Raw genomic sequence first — 20,352 nt, forward strand, 5'->3', positions numbered from 1 at the left:
ATTCACAAGAAATGAATTTATACTGATTTCTGTGCTGACATAAGTACCCATAGCTTGCGTTTGACTTGACCTCTGCGCCGTATAACAGAAGACAAGTTGGCTATGGGGGGAAGGCTTAGCTCAACCTTACTGCTGTTGATTATTTTTGCAGTTTTGCCCAAAATGCCATGGAGGCGGTTATACAAATCGATAGAATTTGTTAACCTCTACGCGCTAGATTTTGCGATTCATACGCCCAAGCTCTAGCGAGAACATTAAGACAAACAAATTAAATAAGATCAAAGGAAGCTTTATGTTGGATTCCGCTAAAGTTCAATACCCGCCATTACCACTGATCCAAACTTGGGTGTGGATGATGATCGAATCAGGCAATCCAGAGATACAAGATAAAGGTAGAGACAACCTTATTGCCGCCTTTGGTAGCTTAGCCAAAGCAAATGAATACATTGTTGAAATAAGCAATAAATAGATAAAACAAAGGCGCCGGGATAGCGCCTTTGTTTTTACTTTAGCCGCAATCGTTAACGACTAACTCAGGTATCGTTGCGTTTTATGTTCGCACGAGCAGACAATTAAACCTGACGGCGTTCGATAATACTCTGATTCAGAATGGCCAACAGGCGCTCGGTATCATCCCAACCGATACACGCATCGGTAATACTCTGGCCATAACACAACTCTTGACCTTCAATTAAATCCTGACGACCTTCCACTAAATGGCTTTCTACCATAACACCAAAAATAGCAGTATTGCCCGTCGCCACTTGGCCAGCCACATCTTCGGCAACCACTAACTGACGTTGATACTCTTTACTACTATTGGCGTGGCTAAAGTCGATCATGATGTTGTCGGCAAGCTTAGCTTTTAATAACTGCTGGCTAATTTCAGCGACATGCGGCGCACTGTAATTAGGCTCGCGACCACCACGTAAAATAATGTGGCAATCAGGATTCCCTTTCGTCGAAACGATCGCCGAATGACCCAACTTAGTCACAGATAAAAAATGGTGCGGTGCATTGGCAGCACCTATCGCATCGATAGCGACTTTAATGGTGCCATCGGTCCCATTTTTAAAACCTACCGGACAAGAAAGACCCGAGGCTAATTCTCTGTGCACTTGTGATTCAGTAGTACGGGCGCCGATGGCTCCCCAGCACATTAAATCTGCCATATATTGTGGGGTGATCATATCAAGAAACTCACCCGCGGTTGGCATGCCGCTGTCGTTCAAATCCACCAATAACTTACGCGCAGTGCGTAAACCATCGTTGAGTTTAAAGCTGTTATCCATGTAAGGATCGTTAATCAGCCCCTTCCAACCCACTGTGGTTCTTGGCTTTTCAAAATACACTCGCATCACGATTTCGAGTTGATCCTTATAACGCTCACGCAGCGCAACCAGACGTTGACCATATTCCAACGCCGCTTTGGGATCGTGGATAGAACAAGGCCCAATCACCACTAACAGGCGATCATCAGATTTAGCCAGAATATTGTGGATACTATTTCGCGCATTAAACACAGTCGCAGAGGCTTTTTCGGAAGCAGGAAATCGTTCTAGAATCGCGATAGGAGGAAGTAACTCTTTTACTTCTTTAATGCGAACGTCATCATTTTGGTAATACATAATTTTACTGCTCCAACTCTGGTGTTTTAGGCTATTTCTATCGCTGCGATAAGGGATCTCAACTGCAATACTGAGTTCAATTTATCGAGTCTCAAGCGCCAATGCAACCAAGTTGTCTCCATTTCAAAAAATCAAATATAACTTATTGTTTTAATATATTTTAAAAAAATCAAAATTCAAATATGCCAGCTAACTCACAGCCTTGATGAACAAAATCGAATATGGCGGATAAAAAGCAGGCGGGAAATGCTTGCGGCAAGTACGAGTGAGCTATCCATGCCTGTCAGCTAAGGTGTTAACGACTAAACGCTTGAGTGAGTGCAATTGATGCCAGCTCTCTATGCAAGAGAACTGGACGCTAAAGAGCTAGCCAATACTAATGGTGCAGCATGACTTGTAACTTGTTCTGATAACGATGACGCTCTGAATCATCGCGACTCAAGGCCAGCGCTTTTTCCATATTCAGTTTGGCACGCTTTTCATCCCCCAGCGCCCAATAGGTTTTTGATAAACCGAAGAAGAATTCATGCCGATAATCGGCCTTAGCCAACGCCCTTTGATACCAAGCCAAAGCCTCATCGTATTGATGCTCCTCAAAGGCTTGCTGCGCCATATCATAGTAGTAATAGGGATTATGTATTCTTGCTAATTCAAGCACTTTATTAATTTCGGCCCATTCATCAAGCCGCCCCTGATCCCCTAAAATCAAAGCTAAGTTATAAAGCGTGGTTAAATTTTTCGCTTCAAATTTAAGGGCATAGCGATACACCTGTTCGGCCCGGTTCTCATCCCCTTTATGCCGGTAAATGATGGCGAGCGTATTGAGTGAGGGCACAAACTGACCGACGTTTAAACCCGCTTTGATAAGGGCATAGGCTCTGTCTAAATCGCCATTCACTAAAGACTCTGCCGCCATATTGTTGTAAAACATGCTGATTAAGGTCTGCTTATTCACTCGGGTCTTACCATATCCTCGTAGGGCGCGCTCAGGCATAAAGTCCACTAAGATTGCCGAAGATGACACATAGACTGAATGCAAATTCTCGGGCGGAAGTAAGCGTAAGTTCACATGACCATTGATTAAATAGAAATCACCTTGCTTGTCCCATACGGGTTCAATGGCGATATCTTGATACTCAGCGCCCACATTCAATATGTCCGCCAGCGCAGAAGTCATTACCACTAAGGACATGCAATTCCCCGCCCTTTGGGCGTAGGTTTCACGGGCAATTTGGGTCAGGTTATCTTGATAGCGAAAATCAATTTTAGCGCTATTGGTTTGACTGGCATTGATATAACTGGCTAACCATTCGTTGGCTAACATGGCGTTATTGTGGGAAAAAGTGTATTTGTCATAGCTACGCTTTACGTCTGTCACCACCTCTGGCGGCAAATAAAAAATATCCGCAACTGAAGGAATATCGGCGACAGGGGAAAACAGTGAATCGGCAAGTAGCGACTCAAGATCAGATGGATCAGGCTCGATGGTCGTCGAGCTACAGGCAAACAACTGACTGAGTGCAGCGCCCATGATGGCACTCAGGTATACGGCTCGGAATAGTTTCGACATATGTCCTCCCACACCATTAGCTCCTATTTGAGCTTATTACAAATGGCGAAAAAGACGACATAAAATGGTTACAAAAAATGACAATCGCTATCGTTCAAAAATAATGGCAAGTGATTTAGCAAGTTAGTTACTGCGAAGGTCGATCAACCTCTATGTATAGCTCGCGCTGCTGGTAATGATATGGCCGATAGTTATGTTCCCCACAGGTGAAATAGCGATAGGGCTTTATCACAGTAATACAACCTAAGGGTAAAGCCTGCAGAATTTGGATCTGCTGCTGGCGACGCAGCGACTCCTGCCACTCAAAATCCTTGAGCACTTGATCACGCACAGCAAAGGCATCGACAGGCTCACTCGAGCGGTTAACTATGATTTCCCCTGCTAAGGCAGATACTGATATCAAGCCAGCAATAACGATAAGGCTGAGTCGCGTAAATTGACCGACAGCTGTGGCATGTAAGCTCATAGTTCACCCCTCTGTTGATGCAGTAAATACTGTAGGTAAATAGTGTAGGTAAATCATGCTGTAAGGTAATGCACGGCAGCCTGCTTAAGCCCCACTCTAAACCGCCTTGAGCTTAACCCATGACCAAGCCCCATAAAAAAGCAGAGCCTAAGCTCTGCTTTACTATCCCTCGATCCACGCTAGGCATCAAGTTGAATCACAATTAATTCGCCAGTTTACTTAGCCAGCATTTTTAACCGTAACAAACTCTGGATAGGCATCGATACCGCAATCAGACGCATCCATACCATTGTATTCTTCTTCCTCTGTCACACGGATCCCCATGGTTTTCTTAATCACATACCAAACCACAAAGGATGAACAGAATACCCAAGTAAAGATGAAGGCAGCACCGGTCAACTGCCCAGTAATAGTCGCATCAGCGTTGGATAATGGCACACACATTAGACCAAGGAAGCCAGCCACGCCGTGTACTGAAATAGCGCCCACTGGATCGTCGATCTTAATGCGATCTAAGCCCACAATCGAGAACACCACCACGCCGCCCGCAACTAAACCAACCACACCCGCCATTAACAGTGAAGGTGAAAGAGGATCTGCCGTAATCGCCACTAAACCCGCCAAAATACCGTTGAGTATCATGGTTAAATCCGCTTTACCCCAAATCATCTTACACACGATAAGCGCAGAGATAGCACCGAACGCCGCCGCAGTATTGGTATTAACAAACACTTTTGCCACTGAGCTCGCATTCGCCGCATCCGACACCATTAATTGCGAGCCACCGTTGAAGCCAAACCAGCCCATCCACAGAATAAACATACCTAAGGTTGCCATCGGCAAGTTAGAGCCAGGAATAGGATTCACTTGACCGTTAGGGCCATATTTACCCTTACGTGCACCGAGCAATAATACACCCGCAATCGCCGCCGTCGCACCTGTCATGTGCACAATACCGCTACCCGCAAAGTCCACAAAGCCCAGTTTAGAGATAAAACCTTGGCCCCAAGTCCAATACCCTTCTACTGGATAGATAACCGCTGTCATCACCACAGAGAAGAACAGGAAAGCCCATAACTTCATCCGTTCCGCCACAGCGCCAGAGACAATTGACATCGCCGTTGCCACAAACACCACTTGGAAGAAGAAGTCAGATTCTAATGCATGGCTCGCATCTGATGATTGAGAACCGATTAAGGTACCAATCGATGGCAACCACCCCCCTTCAGTGTTATCCACATACATGATGTTGTAGCCAACCAGCAGATACATCACACAGGCAATCGCGTACAACACCACGTTCTTCGTTAAAATTTCAGTGGTGTTTTTAGAGCGAACTAAACCCGCTTCTAACATGGCGAATCCCGCCGCCATCCACATAACTAACGCACCAGAAATCAAAAAGTAAAAGGTGTCGAGTGCAAAGCGTAGTTCAGTGACTGTGCCGCCTAATTTTGTTAATTCTTCCATTGTCAGCCCCTTATAGCGCTTCTGTATCGAGTTCACCCGTACGGATACGGATAGCTTGTTCTAAGTCGACGACGAAGATCTTACCGTCGCCAATTTTCCCCGTATGGGCCGCAGTGGTAATGGCCTCAATCAACATGTCGAGATTTTCAGCCTTAGTGGCAATTTCTAGTTTTACTTTTGGCAAAAAATCCACCTGATACTCGGCGCCACGATACAGCTCTGTGTGCCCTTTTTGACGGCCAAAACCTTTAACTTCGGTCACCGTCATGCCTTCAATACCTATTCCGGCGATAGCTTCACGGACATCATCCAACTTAAATGGCTTGATGATAGCGCTGACTAGTTTCATCCTGACCTCCAAAAAAACGCGATTGTTATTAACTTGTATCAAAGGTAATTCAATCATTAGGCCAACAATTTAACTTACTGATTATTTTAAACTTTAACTAAAAAAGGTTATTTTTAAAGGTTAAAAATGCACCATAATCGAGCAAAAACAAGTGCAACGCACTCTTTTAGTGAGCAGTTTAAGTGCAGCAGCTATTCGACCTTAGGCCTATTGGTAACAAGGTGAAATTGGGGTCTACTGGGGGAAGCGTAAATCGAGATGAAACCTGAGCATCACAGCACAAGCTCTTAGACAAAAGCGAAGATCATCACTAAGACAATCATCAAGCGCAGAAGGAAGGCCCGATGTTAAAACCCGAAGAATGTGTTCTCGTTATCGTCGATGTGCAGGGAAAACTTGCACAAATCATGGATAACAGTGACAAGCTGCACCAACAACTACAGACCTTAATCCAAGGTGCACAATTATTTGAAATACCCATACTGTGGTTAGAACAGCTACCCGATAAACTCGGAGCAACCAGTCCAGGGCTTCAAACCTTGCTGGAGAAAACCGGCTCCCCTATTGCCAAGCAACATTTTAGCGGCTGGCACTGTGAAGAGTTTGCGCAGGCACTCACTAAGACGGATCGCAAACACGTCATACTGGCGGGCATTGAAACCCATGTGTGTGTTTATCAAACCTGTTGTGACCTTATAGAACAGCAATATTCGGTGCATCTCGTCGCAGATGGCGTCTCGTCACGCAGTGCCGATAATAAACAACTGGGTATTCAGATGATGACGGCCAGAGGCGCCTTATTAACTAACGTGGAATCGCTATTATTTGAATTACAACATCAAGCCCAAGGCGAGCGCTTTAGGGCATTATTAAAACTGATAAAATAGTCTTAAATTCATTTAGAGTAAAATAATAAAGGTCACATTAACTTGTGACCTTTATATTAAAAAATCGTTACGAAAATTAAATTAGAAACGACCAGTCAAACCTAAACCAATAAATACACCATCAGCATCTGAATCTAATTCTCTAGCTAACTCAAAGTTTGCAGAGAAGCTATCAGACAGACGTAACCAATAAGCGGTTTTCAATACGAAAGTATCATCATGACCATCATCGGTATAGCCTAAACCAACAGACCATGACTTAGTCACATACCAATCAGCACCTAAATTGAATGTGTCGTCAGAATCTTGATGTGTCCAGTTTGCGCTCAAATCAACACCAGTGGTTGATTGCAGTGCAATAAAGCTACGCACTTTTAAACCGTATGACTCTTCGATGCTATCGCTGCCATCGTTATAGAAAGCAGATACTGCAGAGCTATCGTTGAAGTAATAACCGACTTCTGCACCGTAAGTGTTCCAGTCAAAACTGCCGATTTCAGAACGTTGATAGTTAGCAGCAATAAACCATTTAGAAGCAAATACATAAGTGCCATCAACACCAATAGTATCTAAATCTGATTCATCATAATTGCTGTAATTAACGCCAACATTAGACGTTTGAGCTAAAAATCCATTAAGCGCATAAGGACCTTTAGTTTGGTCAACTGGGCTAATGTAGTAACGATAATTCGCGTTCCACAGACCATCGCTGAACTCTTCAGAATTTGCGCTATATTTTAGGCCTGCTTCATGCTGATATGGATTATCTTGTGCAGCAGCGGCATTAACACTTACGAAACCTAATAATATTGCTAGCGCGGTAATTTTTTTCATCAAAGTATTCCCTTATATGATTATAAGCTAGGAGTAAAAGATGAAGATAACGAAGAAACAATCTCAGCATTGCTTATTCCATTATCATTAATATCCATTTAATTTTATATTTAAACGAACCTGCTCTCCTAGCGGCGCACACCTTAATGCAAAAAATATATAATTGAAATAAAAATTTAATATTTATCCTTTAATAAAGGATATAAAAAAGCTCCCTATATAGGAGCTTTTTATTATTTTGAAGTCTACTTAAGTATTATTTATAAGTGGCTTCGCGTTTTTTCGCTTCTTCATCCCACTTAGGTAACATGTCTTTCTTAAATGCTTCTTTCTCTGCATTCATTTTTTCCATGTCCATACCTAAAGCGGCTTGTGCCTTGGCTTTAGTAGAAATATCTGGGATCGTGATAGGATCTGTGATGCCTTTCTTCGCTAACAATTGCGCTAACTTAACCCGCGCATCTGCCGCTTTATCTACCGCTGTGCCTAGGATACGTAAGACTTCTTCAGGGGCATGCGCAGCAGCGCCGTGTGAAGCAATCGCATAGTCCCAACGCCATTGTGAATGACGGATATCGGTTAGAATGGGCTTCATTTCCGCTTCAGTGGCACCGGCTTTCCAAGCGGCGGCAGCTTCAAAGTGCGCTTTCACCAGTTGCGCTTCGGCGCGGCCTTTTAGCTCTTTCACTTTCGCTTTACGTTCGTTGGTCAAGCCGACTAAGAACTCTTTACTTTGGCTGTGGCACGTCGCGCAGGTTTCTTCAAAACGATCAAATGGGTTACCCACTTTATGATCTGTGTACTTACGGCCTTTGTCGTTGGTCACTTTTGGCATGTGGCAATCAACACAGCTCACATCATTCTTACCATGAACACCGAGTTTCCAAGTTTCATAGCCAGGATGCTGCGCTTTTAACATAGGGGTTTTAGACAGCGCATGCGTCCAATCTGAGAACTCAATACCGTCGTAATAGGTTTCCATTTGCTCAACGGTTGTGCCCATATCCCAAGGGAATTTAACGAAACCTTTTCTGCCTTCTTTTTTCTCGAAATAGTATTCAACGTGACACTGACCGCAAACCATAGATTGCTTGTCTTTTTTAGACGCTTTGGCAAACGGTGTGCCTAATGCTTCCATACCACGTTCAGCAAAGGGACGGGATATACGCAGTTTTGGCGTGCCTTTTTCATGGCAGTCACCGCAGCCTATGGTGTTCACCACTTCAGGGCCGCCTTTTGCCCATTTGCCTTTGAAGTAACCATCTTCGCCTTGTTCTTCAATCAAACGCGGCACATCTGGGCTCTTACAACTCCAACAAGCCATCGGCATTGGGCCATCTTCCGCGTTGGTGGGTGCGCCAGTACGCAGAGTGTTACGCACATCCGTAATGGCGTACATGTGACCACGTGGTGCATTGTAATCTTTAGCAAAACCATAACCAGCCCACAGCAAGACTAAGCTTGGGTCCGAGGCCAACACATCAGTATTATCAGTGCTTTTATCTGTGTCATGCCAGCTAGCGTATTGATTAGCAAATTTGTCTTTATAAACTTCGTTGCGAGGCTCAGTTTTATCACTCGCCATTGCGCCCGCCGCCATGAAGCTGGCGGCAACCAGTGCACTTAGTGCAAAGGACTTACCTGTCATCTTCTTCATCATCTCATCTCCGTGTTGCATTATTGTTGTAAATCACGACATCTCCATGGTCAAACTTAGTGAGTTAATCCCGCTAAACATATACCTCTTAGGGGGTATCTAGGTCGAAGTTTGCGCTAGATCAAAATGTAAAGGTGTTGTTGTTCACACTTCTATACTTTTGTTAATGTATTACATTATTTTCTAATGTAAAAACCACTGCAAAGTGCCATAACAGCGGCCATTAAAATGAATAGCGGATTAATGAAACGAGGCAGTCTAACCTCAAAAATCTTAGGATTAATGTTAGTACTCATTCTGCTTTCTAGCAGTTTATCGACCTTTGCTATCATCAATTTGTCTTACAGCTTGGGCGACGCTAAGGCGATTAACGCCTCGGGTTCTTTGCGGATGCAAAGCTACCGATTGATGTTTTACGCCAACTCTGGCAGTGATGCCGCGCAGGACAAAATCACCGAATTCGAAAATACCCTCTATTCCGATACATTAAAGCCTTCAGATAGTTGGTTTAGTCCACGTAAGATTGCCGATCAATATCAGCTCGTGATCGATAAATGGCTGGTAATGAAGTACTACATAGAGCAGGAAAACTCCCGCGATTATGTAGCGTCACTAAAGGACTTTGTCGATACCATAGATTTACTGGTACTGGAGATGGAGCACCACGCCGCCTTTAAACTCAGGCTCCTCGCTGCCAGCCAAATATTAGGCTTGAGCGTCATGCTGATTATCGCCTTTGTGGCGGTGCGTTTTACTAAGAAGAAAGTGGTGATCCCGCTGCAAAAACTGATGGAGTCGGCGAATACTATTTCTAAGGGCAATTTTGAAATCGAAATGCCAGAAACCGAATATATCGAACTCACAGCGCTCACCCATGCCCTGCAAAAAACCGCTAAGGAACTCGCCATGCTTTATGGCGATTTAGAGTCGCAGGTGGCAGAGAAAACCTTAGCACTCACTCGGGCTAACAATGAGCTGGCATTTTTATACGATAACCTACTGACATTAAACGCGAATAAGCTCGATTACACTGCTCTCAAAGCGGCACTGAATCAGTTAAAAGGTTATGAGTCACTCGACTACCTAAGACTCATCATTCAATATCCAGAGCAAGAGCTTGAAGTGATTGAGGCCGATGGCGGCTGGCCAGAGGTAGCTCAAAACAGCACCCGTTTCCCGCTGCAATTTGAGCAAGCAAATCTGGGCTACTTAGAGTTGATAGCAGATCAAACACCGAATATTGCGCTATTTAATAATTTCGCGATTATGCTGACTCGCTCAATTGTGATCCACAACGCCACTGAACAAAGACAACAACTGGCTCTGATGGAGGAACGCGGCGTGATTGCACGGGAATTACACGACTCCTTAGGTCAAGTGCTGTCCTTCCTTAAAATCCAAATTAGCTTATTACGCAAAAACTTAGATCACAGCTGCCGCAACCCTACCGTTGAGGCTCAATTAACCGAAATCAATGAAGGCGTGAGCACTGCCTATGTGCAGCTCAGGGAATTGCTGTCGACCTTTAGACTCACGATTAAAGAACCCGATCTAAAAAGTGCCTTAGAGGCTATGCTTGAGCAGCTCAGAACCAAGACGAGTATCAAGATCACCTTAGACTATAAACTTGCACCACAATGGCTAGAGGCAAAGCAGCATATTCACATACTGCAGATCACGCGAGAAGCGACCTTAAACGCCATCAAACATGCTGAGGCCAGCCTCATCAATATCCATTGTTATAAGGATGACGAGGGCATGGTCAATATCGATGTTTGCGATAACGGCATAGGTATTGGACATTTAAAAGAACGAGATCAACACTTTGGCATAGGGATTATGCATGAGCGAGCCAGCAAACTTTCAGGTAAAGTCGTATTTAGCGACAACGAGATAAGCCGATTTAAACCTGCTACGACAACCACGATTGAGCAAGGATGCAACGAACAAGAAGATACACTCAAGCCTAACCATTCATTCAACCTTGCGCAGCACAGCAAAGGTTCAAGTGGCACTCGAGTGACGCTTATTTTCCCCTCTCAACAGGAGCCTTCAAATGGGTAAACCTTATTCCGTACTTGTGGTCGACGACCACCCCCTGTTACGCAAAGGCATCTGCCAGCTCATTGCCTCAGATCCTGACTTCAGCCTTTTTGGCGAAGCCGGAGGCGGTTTAGATGCATTAACCGCCGTTGCCACCGATGAGCCCGACATCATCTTGCTCGATCTGAATATGAAAGGCATGACAGGCCTAGATACGCTCAATGCCATGCGCCAAGAGGGCGTCACCTCGCGCATAGTGATACTCACAGTTTCCGATGCCAAACAAGATGTGATCCGTTTATTACGCGCAGGAGCCGACGGCTATTTGCTCAAAGATACTGAGCCCGATTTACTGCTCGAAAAACTCAAAAATGCCATGCTTGGCCACAGAGTTATCAGCGATGAAGTGGAGGAATACCTCTACGAGCTAAAAGATGCGACCGATGAGCAAGAATGGATTTCAAGCCTAACGCCAAGGGAGCAGCAAATTCTAGAGCAACTGGCGGAAGGCTTAAGTAATCGGATGATTTCAGAGCATTTACACATTAGTGAAGGCACAGTCAAAGTGCATGTGAAAAACCTACTGCGTAAAGCCAATGCCAAGTCGAGAACCGAAATGGCGGTGCGCTACCTTAATCAGTAATCCCTGAGTTTAGCGAGGTATAGCGCAAACAATAAAGGCAATCCAATGATTGCCTTTATGTTTTTATCGAACAGGATTTGAATGGACGATTACAGACCTTTCTCGATAAATGTCTGCCAACTCAGTAACGCCTGCTCAAAATCCTCAAGGCCACAATAGGCTTCAGATTCAGCATCATAAAGTGACATCGCCTCTTCTAATTCATACTCTTGCTCGAAACCTAACGTATTCGCAAACACCCGCGCCTGCTCACGCTCTAACTCTAAGGTGAAATCATTACCGACGAGACGCCATGCACCGCGTTTATCGGTTTGAATTTCTTTAATCATGTCTAACACTTGCTGAATTTTGGCTAACTCAGGCCCTAATTCTTCTGTAAACCATTGCCCCAGCACCTCATGATCCATGCTAAAGCTGGCCAGAAAAGTGCCGGTTAAACTGTTACGCCGAAATTCGTATTCCATTTTATTATCTCTTTGCTCTAAGCCTACTAACGCTAATTTTAACCTATCCTTGCCGAAGTTGCTCGCCCCACGCAGCACAGCCGATTTAACTCTATTAGCGTTGGCCTCATATCCGTTAAGCACGAGTACTGACTTCATTTTCATGGCAAAATCAGTTAGCTTGTTTGTATGATTTTGAAAGTTATATGGAATGCGATATGCACGAAGGATTTATCTACAGTTTAGTGCTAAGCGGCGCCCAAGCGGGTTCCACCTTAAGCTTAGAACAGATCGAAAAATGGGATCCGCAGGATGGTCTACTCTGGTTGCACCTTCGCTATCGCAATAAAAAGGCGCGCCACTGGATACTCAATAGCGGCCTGCCGAAGGTCGAGAGTGATGCCCTACTCGCCCAAGATACTCGCCCCCGCGCCGTTATCGCCGGCGAAGGCATATTGCTCGCGTTACGCGGCGTCAACCTCAACCCTAATTCAGCTCCCGAAGACATGGTGGCCGTGCGTATTTATGCCGATAAACAGCGGATCATATCCACCTGCGATCGCGAGTTACAGTCGGTCAAAGATGTCGCCGAGCTGATCCTTGAGGGAAATGGGCCTGCAACTACGGGCGACTTTATCGTCGCTGTCTGCGAGCGACTCACTAACCGTAAAGTCGAGTTCATCGATAAGTTAGAAGAACAACTCTCTGATTTAGAAGAGCTCGTCGTCTCAGGCAATGTTAAAGATTTACGCACCGATATCGCCGAACTGCGCCGCCAAACCGTCGCCATTCGCCGCTATTTAGCGCCCCAGCGTGAAGCCTTTTCAAAAATGATTTCCGAGCAAGTTAGTCTGTTTAACGATTCAGAGCGACTTAAACTCAGGGAAACAAACGATAAGCTTATCCGCACCATTGAAGATCTTGATGCCCTGCGCGATAGGGCGAATGTGACTCAGGAAGAATTACTCAGCCAACAATCGGAACAGCTCAATAAGCGCTTATATTTCTTATCTTTAGTGTCGGCCATCTTCTTACCATTGGGGTTTTTAACGGGCTTACTCGGGGTCAATATTGGCGGCATACCGGGCGCCGACAACACTTGGGCCTTCGCCACCTTCTGCGGCATATTAATCTCACTCGTCGCCCTACAAATGGCGCTGTTTTATCGATTTAAGTGGTTATAGCCACCTTAAAAACAACAACGCCAATCGATTAGGATTGGCGTTGTTTTCGTTCATTCTTATAAGCTGAATGTTATGAGCTAATGCTTATGCTCTAATCGGCGATTATGTCGTCGGCAACTCAAACACATGAGTCATGACTTTATAAAGCTCTGTCCCTTGGTGCACAGACGCCGAAGCAAAATGCAAAATCGGCACGCAGTCCTGCGGCAAACTGACCGTCTTCAGCTCATCTGCCGTACCGTATAAATCCATACGCAGTAAATTCACTAAGGGCTGTCCCGCAGTCAGTGGCTCACCCACAGGCGCGAGGTATTCCACTAACCCTGAACTTGGCGCGTGATACTTTTTATAGTCCTTAAGGTAACAACCAAAGCGCTGCATTTTAGCGGGCGCAACGGTTTCAGCGATCACGCCGCGGTGGCTTAAATACGCCAAAATCCCTTGGGCATCAACCAACGCATCCTCAAGACAGACGCGCTCTTGGCTCGCCAATTCTAAGGTTAACGCTGACACAGCAACGGCTAAATCTCGCCCCTGCGCTTTTGCAAAATCACTTAATTGCCACCAAGGACAAAACGCCGCCTCATCCATAGCACCACCAAAGGTGTTGGGGATAACAAGCGTATAAGGGATCGACAAAAACTGCGCGGCAGCTAAGTCATATTCAGGACAATACAAATGCTTACAGGATTTAGGCCCCGTGTGTAGATCGAGCACTATATCCGCGCCGTGGGCCATAATCTGCAGATTAACCGCAAGCCTATGGCCAGTAGTAATGCCCCATTCATGCCGTAATTTTTGCTGACAGGCTTCAACCAAAGTACTGCGATAAGCTTGGATCAGCTCGTTATCACTCAGCTTGGCATGTTCGCTATACCAAGTCGGCAAATCGATTGCATGATTCAAATACTCACGATTCCAATTCGCGCCTGTAATAGGGTCAAATCGGCCAAGGGTAAACTCACCACTTTTTTGGTTTATCCCAAGGGGATTCGCCAATGGGACTAAGGTGATTTCACCGCGGATGTCACAGTACTCAAGCTGCTTCATCAACTGATAAATCACCGCATTACCCTGCACTTCAGCACCGTGGACATTGGCCTGAATATACACTTTGGGGCCAGTCGCCTTATCGTCGCTCGGCTTAAAATGGTAAATAGGCAAGGTAAGCGCTTGCCCTGCGGCAAGCTCCCCAATTTGCAGGGACGATCTTGTCGGCGGCATATTAAGCGCCTTCGAACAGATTTTGATGCAGCGATTTCACCACTTGCGCCGCTTCCGATTCTGCCACTAACACACACAGGTTATGTGGGCTGGCGCCTTGGCAAATCATCCGCACATTGTGTGGCTCCAGCACTTCAAACACACGGCGACAAATACCCGGCGTGGTCGCAATGCGGTTACCGATAATCGCCACTAAGGCTAATCCATCTTCGACGCGCACCCGGCAATGCTGTGATAATTCTTGCAACAATGCCTCACTCAACAGACCTTGACCACTTGAATCAGAGCCAGTTTTATCGAGGGTTAAAGACACGTTCACTTCTGAGGTGGTAATTAAATCCACACTGATCTTATGTCGCGCCAAAGTCGCAAAGGTTTCCGCTAAAAAGCCCTGCGCATGCAACATTTGCAAGCTGTGAAGATTTAACAGCGTTTGATCGCGGCGCAAAGCCACAGCGCGGAATACGGGCGCATCTTCCACTTGATGACGGATCCAAGTCCCGCCCTTTTCAGGCTCTTTACTTGAACCCACAAACACTTGAATTTGCTGACGAACGGCAGGAAGAATGGTCGCAGGATGCAATACCTTGGCACCAAAGGTCGCCATCTCGGCGGCTTCATTAAAGCTGATCTCGGCAATCGGAAAAGCATTGGGCGCAAGGCGCGGATCGGTTGTATAAATCCCCGCTACATCGGTCCAAATCTCTACCGCTGAGGCGCGTAACGCTTCGGCTAACAGCGCAGCAGAATAATCACTACCACCGCGGCCTAATGTGGTCGTTTGACCTGCTTCATCGGCACCGATAAAGCCTTGCGTCACAATCACTTGTTCCGCTAACAGTGGCTGTAGATAATCACGAGCTAAAGTCGCAATCTGCTCAACTTGGGGTTCCGCGCGGCCAAAGTGGCTGTCGGTACGTAATACTCGGCGTACATCGAAGGCGCTGGAGTTAACACCTTTCTCGCGGATGACTGCTGAAAACAACGCCGAAGAACATTGCTCACCGAGGGACAACAACTCATCCATGGTCGCTTTGCTGCGTTGTGATGCGAGCGCTTCACTCAATACTGACATGCGACTCAATAATTTATCTAATGCGGCGGCCACATCGTTAGGACGACCGAGCTTATCTAAAATCGCATATTGAATTTGGGCAATTTGTTTTAATCGCTGTAATCGGCCATCGTCGTTGATCGATTCTTGGGTCAATTCCACTAGTAGATTCGTCACGCCGCTCGAAGCGCTGACCACGACTAAACGACAATGAGGATTAGCTAACACTATGTCGGCACAGCGATTCATAGCGTTATAGTCGGCGACTGAGGTGCCACCAAATTTTGCGACAACGAGGGACATTAGCGCACCTCCGTGAAACACGTAGGGCAACAAATAAATGCAGATTGAATAAGATATTGATTAACTAACATGATCACACTCCGAACTGACTTCGTTCGAAGAGCCTGGTGCTCAATGATAACGCACCCCAAAAGAAGGGAAACAGCAATCGTCACCAGAAGCTCTCCACCAATTACAGGTGACAATCGTCAGGATTCAGCCTGAGCGACCGACATAAACATGCAGCAACCATATCTATGCCTCGGCGTTAATCTCCCTCATCAGTCATCGCTGGAGTTTGTGCTCCTCTGACCGACTACCTAGTTAACGCTCCTCTTCTGTTCCTTTCCTAGGGAAAGGGACGAAAAAAGTAGCAATAAACCCCTAATGAAGTCAATGCTAATTTCATAACAAATGAATAATTTAAATAAAATCTTTTGAAAACAACTAAGTGCTTAAATCGGGTAACTCGTATACCAGCTGCACATAATCACTAAATTTGCCTAAACACACTTCATCATGTCCGGCCAAGGTGCAAGGCACTAAGCTCACCTCCCCTTGTTCGACCACATAAATCGCGTATTGATTAAATTTCTTCCCCAATTGCAGCGCCATCGTTCTATCGATAAACACGGCCCAGCTTTTTTCCATGTGGGATAAATCCGGCGCCGCGCCCACTAAAGCACGATAGGGACTGCCGAGTAATTCAATTTCACGGAGAAGTTGGCGATCGAGTAAACGGTTTTGACTGGGAGAAAGCAGCTTTGAAGCGGGATTATGAGCGGTAATAACAGCAAAGGAAAAATCACAGGATAATGCTTGAGTCAGCAAAAATAACGGCGCTTGGTAACATTGCCACAAATCTTGAGTCGTATTGTCCATTGGTAGTCTAATCGAAAAATGAACCCAGGCTAGTGTAGCAGAGTGATTGTAAAATCCAAAGAGGCGTGAACTGGCTCACAGGAATGGCAAATACATTAGTTATACTAATCAATAGCTAAAGTAAATATCATGGTAAAAACCTCGACTCACCTAAAATTTGTTAACATTTCATTTGTTAACAAATGACTAAAACGAGTACAATGTACGTACTGGTGAGTTGAAACAGATTGAGCAAGATGCTTATCGTTCAATACAGTTTGTTACATATATCGCTTTAAGTAACGTGAACTGACCGGGCATCTGTTTAAAATGTGTTCTACATTTGATTTGTCTTTTAAACATTTAAAAAAAACAATAGTTAAGGAACTTATTCTAACTATTGCTTATCGAAGTTGGTACTGATTACGTTTTCTCGTATTACACTTAAACGTGCACTTAATCTACATCCAGATATAGATGTCACCGTAAAGATTTTCCTTTTGAGCACAAAGCAGTTCAAGGAAGTATCAACGCTTTTATGAATATAAGAGCCCGAAGTAAGTTGCTCTTATTGGTTAGTATAAACTGATTAAAATTTAGGTAAATAATATGCAAAATCCGCACATTCTGATCGTTGAAGATGAAGCCGTTACCCGTAACACGCTGAGAAGTATTTTCGAGGCAGAAGGGTATGTGGTAACTGAGGCCAATGATGGCGCAGAAATGCATAAGGCTATGCAGGAAAACAAAATTAACTTGGTCGTTATGGACATTAACTTGCCAGGCAAGAATGGCCTGTTGTTGGCACGTGAACTACGTGAAATCAACAACATCGGTCTGATCTTCCTGACAGGTCGTGACAACGAAGTCGACAAAATCCTTGGACTTGAAATTGGCGCGGACGATTATATTACCAAGCCGTTCAACCCACGTGAATTGACGATTCGTGCTCGTAACCTTCTGACTCGCGTCAACAGCGCTGGTGCCGAAGTCGAAGAAAAGAGCTCAGTAGAATACTATCGCTTCAACGATTGGAGCTTAGAGATCAACAGCCGTTCATTAGTGAGCCCACAGGGTGAATCTTACAAACTGCCACGTAGCGAATTCCGCGCTATGCTGCACTTTGTTGAAAACCCAGGCAAAATTTTGACTCGTGCCGATCTACTGATGAAAATGACTGGCCGTGAACTTAAGCCACACGATCGTACTGTAGACGTGACTATCCGTCGTATCCGTAAGCATTTCGAAAGCTTGCCAGATACGCCAGAAATCATCGCGACTATTCACGGTGAAGGCTATCGCTTTTGCGGTAACTTAGAAGGCTAATTGCCCGCTAAGCGACACTCGCATTAGCAACAGGATTGATTCGATAAGCATCAATTCACAAAAAACCAGATCCTAGGATCTGGTTTTTTTATGCCTGTTACTTAGCGCTTTTCAGCTGTCTATCGAGGAAATCCGCTAATGAGCGGTATAAGTGATTACGCACTTTCTCGCCACGCATCGAATGTTTAGATCCCGGATAATCGATCATCTGGAATAATTTACCTTCATCCTGCAGCGCTTTATAAACCCGAGTGCTGTTTTCAAACAAGACGTTATCGTCAGCCATGCCGTGATACATCAACAGACCTGCTTGATAGTTTTTCACGTAAGGAAACACGCTGCTGGCTTCATAACCCTTTTCATTACCTTCGGGGTGACCTAAGTAACGCTCAGTATAATGGGTGTCATACAAGCGCCAGTCGGTCACAGGTGCGCCCGAAATCGCGGCTTTAAAGTAATCCGGCGCCTTAAATAAACTCATCAAGGCCATATAACCACCGTAGCTGTGGCCGTAAATCGCCACATTATCGGCATCGACAAAGGGCAGACTCCGTAAATAATCCACCCCCACTTTTTGATCATTCACTTCAGCTTCGCCCAAATGACGGTAAATCACCTGCTCGAACTGAGTGCCTCTGTGGGCGCTGCCGCGGTTATCCAACTGGAATACCACATACCCTTGTTGCACCAGATACTGGGTAAAGTAGTCCTGCTCGCTCCAACTATTAGTCACTAACTGGGCGTGCGGCCCACCGTAAACTCGCACTACGACAGGGTATTTCTTGCTTGCATCGAAGGGAACGGGTTTGAATAAGCGGGTTTGCAGCACTTGGCCATCTTCGGCTTTCAGTTCACCAAATTCAGGGATTTGCCATAGTCCCGCATAATCATATAAAGGATGACCTTGCTTAACCGCATTTTGCTCGACCCAAGCCAGTTGCTGGCCCTCGTCACCGTGTAAACTGATTTGCGGTGGCTGAGATAAGCTGTTGAAATAATCCAGATATACGCTCTGATTATCGGCGAAAACAGGATTGTGCATCCCCGCTTGCTTGCTCACGCGCTCAACCTTGCCGCCCGCTAAAGGCACGCGATAAAGCTGTTTTTCAATTGGCGTGTCTTTACGGCCGGTGAAATACACCCAGCCTGCGGTTTCATCTATGTATTCCAACTCATCGACAGCCCACTCGCCCTTAGTCAATTGCGTTTTGAGTTTGCCTTTTAAGTCAAAAAGATATAGATGATTAAAGCCGTCACGCTCAGACGCCCAAATAAAGGCAGACTGCTGTTTTAAGAAATGCAGATCGTTATTGAGGTTTACCCAAGCATCACTGCGTTCTTTCACTAAGGTTTTTGGCTTAGTCAGTGCATCTAACGCCACTAACTGCAAATCGAGCTGATGTTGATCGCGGCTCTGCCACTGGAACGACAAGTGTTTGCTATCGGGCAACCAATCGACACGCGGCAGGTAAATGTCTTTGCTCTTGTCTTTGCTATTCTCTTCGCGCAGGCTCACCCAATTGATGGCCTTATCTTTTAGCGTGACCACACCTAATGCGATGTCGACGTTGTTTTTACCTGCGGCTGGGTAACGCTGCTCGGTAAGTTTAATGCCATCGGCATAGATCTCATTGCGCGTCACTTGCTCGACCGCAGATTCGTCGATACGGGTGAAGGCGATAGCCGATTCATCGGGCGCCCACCAGTAACCGGTCATGCGATCCATTTCTTCTTGAGCGACAAACTCAGCCATGGCATTTTTAATTGCCCCGCCGCCATCGGTCGTCATAGCTTGGAGTTTTTTCGTCGTCAGATCTAACACATACAAATTTTGATCCCGCACGAAAGACACAAAATGCCCCTTGGGCGATAAGCGTGCATCTGTGGCAAACCCTTCGCCAATCAGCAATTGAGTCACGCTATTGTCGACGAGGGAAAAGTAATACAGATTGCCAGAAGCCGGAATTAATAGCGCTTGGCTATCATCGGCCCAGAAGTACTCCATAATCCCTTCGCCATAAATACGTTGGCGCTCGCGGCGGGCTTTTTCTTCATCGGATAATTCATTTGTCGCAAGTTTATCGGCGTTTAATAGCAGGCTCGACTCACCAGTTTTAACATCCATCTGCCAGAGATCATAAAAACTTTGATTATCTTTACGGCCAGCAAGATAGGTAACCCGCAGCCCATCGGGTGACAATTTTAAGCCACGGGGACTGGTGCCCGCTAAGGCAGGTGAGGCATTCATTCGCTCAATCGTCAGTGGCAGTTTGCCACCTTCCATTGCCAAAGCTGGGGTGGTTGTTGAAATCATAGCTGTCGAAATCATGGCCATTTGGCTCGCTATCAGTAGGGGAACGGCGCGCACCTTAAGTGAGCACGCAGGGAACCAAGTTAACCTATTTTTAATCATTATTATTCCTTGGAAGTA

General features: G+C 45.6%; 18 protein-coding genes and 1 riboswitch. Of the genes, 6 read left to right on the top strand and 12 right to left on the bottom strand.

The window, feature by feature from the left end; genetic code table 11:
* The first annotated feature begins 292 nt into the window (after window positions 1-292).
* Entirely contained in the window at window positions 293-469 is a 177-nt protein-coding gene (locus AC5YB3_RS08425) for a hypothetical protein (protein WP_006080150.1), read from the top strand.
* A gap of 103 nt (window positions 470-572) precedes the next feature.
* On the opposite strand, the gene aroG is transcribed toward AC5YB3_RS08425, so the two are convergent.
* The 5 genes from aroG to AC5YB3_RS08450 all read right to left on the bottom strand — a co-directional run bounded on the left by aroG (window position 573) and on the right by AC5YB3_RS08450 (window position 5,483).
* Window positions 573-1,628: a 3-deoxy-7-phosphoheptulonate synthase AroG gene (gene aroG / locus AC5YB3_RS08430; RefSeq protein ID WP_107403677.1), complete on the bottom strand. Its 1,056-nt coding sequence runs from the start codon at window positions 1,626-1,628 to the stop codon at window positions 573-575.
* Between the two features lie 376 nt (window positions 1,629-2,004).
* The gene (locus AC5YB3_RS08435) at window positions 2,005-3,198 is read right to left on the bottom strand and encodes a tetratricopeptide repeat protein (protein ID WP_494526938.1); all 1,194 of its coding nucleotides are present in this window, start codon (window positions 3,196-3,198) and stop codon (window positions 2,005-2,007) included.
* A gap of 127 nt (window positions 3,199-3,325) precedes the next feature.
* Window positions 3,326-3,664 carry a hypothetical protein gene (locus AC5YB3_RS08440; protein WP_107949227.1) on the bottom strand — a complete coding sequence of 113 codons (339 nt, stop codon included), beginning with the start codon at window positions 3,662-3,664 and terminating at the stop codon, window positions 3,326-3,328.
* 219 nt (window positions 3,665-3,883) lie between these two features.
* Window positions 3,884-5,134 carry an ammonium transporter gene (locus tag AC5YB3_RS08445; RefSeq protein ID WP_259508296.1) on the bottom strand — a complete coding sequence of 417 codons (1,251 nt, stop codon included), beginning with the start codon at window positions 5,132-5,134 and terminating at the stop codon, window positions 3,884-3,886.
* 10 nt (window positions 5,135-5,144) lie between these two features.
* Window positions 5,145-5,483: a P-II family nitrogen regulator gene (locus AC5YB3_RS08450; protein ID WP_006080143.1), complete on the bottom strand. Its 339-nt coding sequence runs from the start codon at window positions 5,481-5,483 to the stop codon at window positions 5,145-5,147.
* A gap of 344 nt (window positions 5,484-5,827) precedes the next feature.
* On the opposite strand from AC5YB3_RS08450, the gene AC5YB3_RS08455 reads away from it, so the two are divergent.
* Window positions 5,828-6,370 carry a hydrolase gene (locus AC5YB3_RS08455; protein WP_107403670.1) on the top strand — a complete coding sequence of 181 codons (543 nt, stop codon included), beginning with the start codon at window positions 5,828-5,830 and terminating at the stop codon, window positions 6,368-6,370.
* A gap of 81 nt (window positions 6,371-6,451) precedes the next feature.
* On the opposite strand, the gene AC5YB3_RS08460 is transcribed toward AC5YB3_RS08455, so the two are convergent.
* Both AC5YB3_RS08460 and nrfA read right to left on the bottom strand, forming a co-directional pair.
* A complete protein-coding gene (locus tag AC5YB3_RS08460) occupies window positions 6,452-7,204 on the bottom strand; it encodes a putative porin (RefSeq protein WP_006080141.1) in 753 nt (250 codons plus the stop codon).
* Window positions 7,205-7,460: 256 nt separating this feature from the next.
* Window positions 7,461-8,864, bottom strand: coding sequence for an ammonia-forming nitrite reductase cytochrome c552 subunit (gene nrfA / locus AC5YB3_RS08465; protein WP_494526939.1), 1,404 nt, complete (start codon window positions 8,862-8,864; stop codon window positions 7,461-7,463).
* 225 nt (window positions 8,865-9,089) lie between these two features.
* Here nrfA and narQ point away from each other — a divergent pair, with 225 nt between their 5' ends.
* Both narQ and AC5YB3_RS08475 read left to right on the top strand, forming a co-directional pair.
* A complete protein-coding gene (narQ, locus tag AC5YB3_RS08470; RefSeq protein WP_494526940.1) occupies window positions 9,090-10,925 on the top strand; it encodes a nitrate/nitrite two-component system sensor histidine kinase NarQ in 1,836 nt (611 codons plus the stop codon).
* A complete protein-coding gene (locus tag AC5YB3_RS08475) occupies window positions 10,918-11,547 on the top strand; it encodes a response regulator (RefSeq protein ID WP_494526941.1) in 630 nt (209 codons plus the stop codon). Before narQ ends, AC5YB3_RS08475 begins: the two co-directional genes overlap by 8 nt.
* A gap of 89 nt (window positions 11,548-11,636) precedes the next feature.
* Here AC5YB3_RS08475 and AC5YB3_RS08480 read toward each other — a convergent pair whose 3' ends face one another.
* Complete coding sequence (locus AC5YB3_RS08480) at window positions 11,637-12,011, bottom strand: YacL family protein (protein ID WP_006080134.1); 375 nt, start codon at window positions 12,009-12,011, stop codon at window positions 11,637-11,639.
* 197 nt (window positions 12,012-12,208) lie between these two features.
* Here AC5YB3_RS08480 and AC5YB3_RS08485 point away from each other — a divergent pair, with 197 nt between their 5' ends.
* Window positions 12,209-13,174: a zinc transporter ZntB gene (locus tag AC5YB3_RS08485; RefSeq protein ID WP_012588585.1), complete on the top strand. Its 966-nt coding sequence runs from the start codon at window positions 12,209-12,211 to the stop codon at window positions 13,172-13,174.
* A 102-nt stretch (window positions 13,175-13,276) separates the two neighbouring features.
* On the opposite strand, the gene AC5YB3_RS08490 is transcribed toward AC5YB3_RS08485, so the two are convergent.
* The 3 genes from AC5YB3_RS08490 to AC5YB3_RS08500 form a co-directional block, all read right to left on the bottom strand.
* Window positions 13,277-14,398, bottom strand: coding sequence for a succinylglutamate desuccinylase/aspartoacylase family protein (locus AC5YB3_RS08490; protein ID WP_494526942.1), 1,122 nt, complete (start codon window positions 14,396-14,398; stop codon window positions 13,277-13,279).
* A gap of 1 nt (window position 14,399) precedes the next feature.
* Window positions 14,400-15,755 (bottom strand): lysine-sensitive aspartokinase 3, encoded by a 1,356-nt coding sequence (gene lysC, locus AC5YB3_RS08495; protein ID WP_306683311.1) that lies wholly within the window; start codon window positions 15,753-15,755, stop codon window positions 14,400-14,402.
* A 150-nt stretch (window positions 15,756-15,905) separates the two neighbouring features.
* Window positions 15,906-16,080: riboswitch (Lysine riboswitch) on the bottom strand.
* Window positions 16,081-16,181: 101 nt separating this feature from the next.
* On the bottom strand, window positions 16,182-16,616 hold the full coding sequence (locus AC5YB3_RS08500) for a DUF3293 domain-containing protein (protein ID WP_006080129.1): 435 nt from the start codon (window positions 16,614-16,616) through the stop codon (window positions 16,182-16,184).
* Window positions 16,617-17,204: 588 nt separating this feature from the next.
* On the opposite strand from AC5YB3_RS08500, the gene arcA reads away from it, so the two are divergent.
* On the top strand, window positions 17,205-17,921 hold the full coding sequence (gene arcA / locus AC5YB3_RS08505) for a two-component system response regulator ArcA (RefSeq protein WP_006080127.1): 717 nt from the start codon (window positions 17,205-17,207) through the stop codon (window positions 17,919-17,921).
* Window positions 17,922-18,018: 97 nt separating this feature from the next.
* Here the strand turns inward: arcA and AC5YB3_RS08510 are convergent, their stop codons facing one another.
* On the bottom strand, window positions 18,019-20,334 hold the full coding sequence (locus AC5YB3_RS08510; RefSeq protein ID WP_494526943.1) for a S9 family peptidase: 2,316 nt from the start codon (window positions 20,332-20,334) through the stop codon (window positions 18,019-18,021).
* Window positions 20,335-20,352: the final 18 nt, after the last annotated feature.

The organism is Shewanella sp. 1311, from assembly GCF_059338235.1.

Coding starts and splice junctions, on each gene's coding strand:
- AC5YB3_RS08460 (WP_006080141.1), bottom strand. CDS start 7,204: ATGAAAAAAATTACCGCGCTAGCAATATTATTAGGTTTCGTAAGTGTT.
- AC5YB3_RS08440 (WP_107949227.1), bottom strand. CDS start 3,664: ATGAGCTTACATGCCACAGCTGTCGGTCAATTTACGCGACTCAGCCTT.
- AC5YB3_RS08485 (WP_012588585.1), top strand. CDS start 12,209: ATGCACGAAGGATTTATCTACAGTTTAGTGCTAAGCGGCGCCCAAGCG.
- lysC (WP_306683311.1), bottom strand. CDS start 15,755: ATGTCCCTCGTTGTCGCAAAATTTGGTGGCACCTCAGTCGCCGACTAT.
- AC5YB3_RS08445 (WP_259508296.1), bottom strand. CDS start 5,134: ATGGAAGAATTAACAAAATTAGGCGGCACAGTCACTGAACTACGCTTT.
- AC5YB3_RS08510 (WP_494526943.1), bottom strand. CDS start 20,334: ATGATTAAAAATAGGTTAACTTGGTTCCCTGCGTGCTCACTTAAGGTG.
- AC5YB3_RS08425 (WP_006080150.1), top strand. CDS start 293: ATGTTGGATTCCGCTAAAGTTCAATACCCGCCATTACCACTGATCCAA.
- AC5YB3_RS08480 (WP_006080134.1), bottom strand. CDS start 12,011: ATGGAATACGAATTTCGGCGTAACAGTTTAACCGGCACTTTTCTGGCC.
- AC5YB3_RS08435 (WP_494526938.1), bottom strand. CDS start 3,198: ATGTCGAAACTATTCCGAGCCGTATACCTGAGTGCCATCATGGGCGCT.
- aroG (WP_107403677.1), bottom strand. CDS start 1,628: ATGTATTACCAAAATGATGACGTTCGCATTAAAGAAGTAAAAGAGTTA.
- AC5YB3_RS08490 (WP_494526942.1), bottom strand. CDS start 14,398: ATGCCGCCGACAAGATCGTCCCTGCAAATTGGGGAGCTTGCCGCAGGG.
- AC5YB3_RS08450 (WP_006080143.1), bottom strand. CDS start 5,483: ATGAAACTAGTCAGCGCTATCATCAAGCCATTTAAGTTGGATGATGTC.
- AC5YB3_RS08500 (WP_006080129.1), bottom strand. CDS start 16,616: ATGGACAATACGACTCAAGATTTGTGGCAATGTTACCAAGCGCCGTTA.
- AC5YB3_RS08455 (WP_107403670.1), top strand. CDS start 5,828: ATGTTAAAACCCGAAGAATGTGTTCTCGTTATCGTCGATGTGCAGGGA.
- nrfA (WP_494526939.1), bottom strand. CDS start 8,864: ATGATGAAGAAGATGACAGGTAAGTCCTTTGCACTAAGTGCACTGGTT.
- AC5YB3_RS08475 (WP_494526941.1), top strand. CDS start 10,918: ATGGGTAAACCTTATTCCGTACTTGTGGTCGACGACCACCCCCTGTTA.
- narQ (WP_494526940.1), top strand. CDS start 9,090: ATGAATAGCGGATTAATGAAACGAGGCAGTCTAACCTCAAAAATCTTA.
- arcA (WP_006080127.1), top strand. CDS start 17,205: ATGCAAAATCCGCACATTCTGATCGTTGAAGATGAAGCCGTTACCCGT.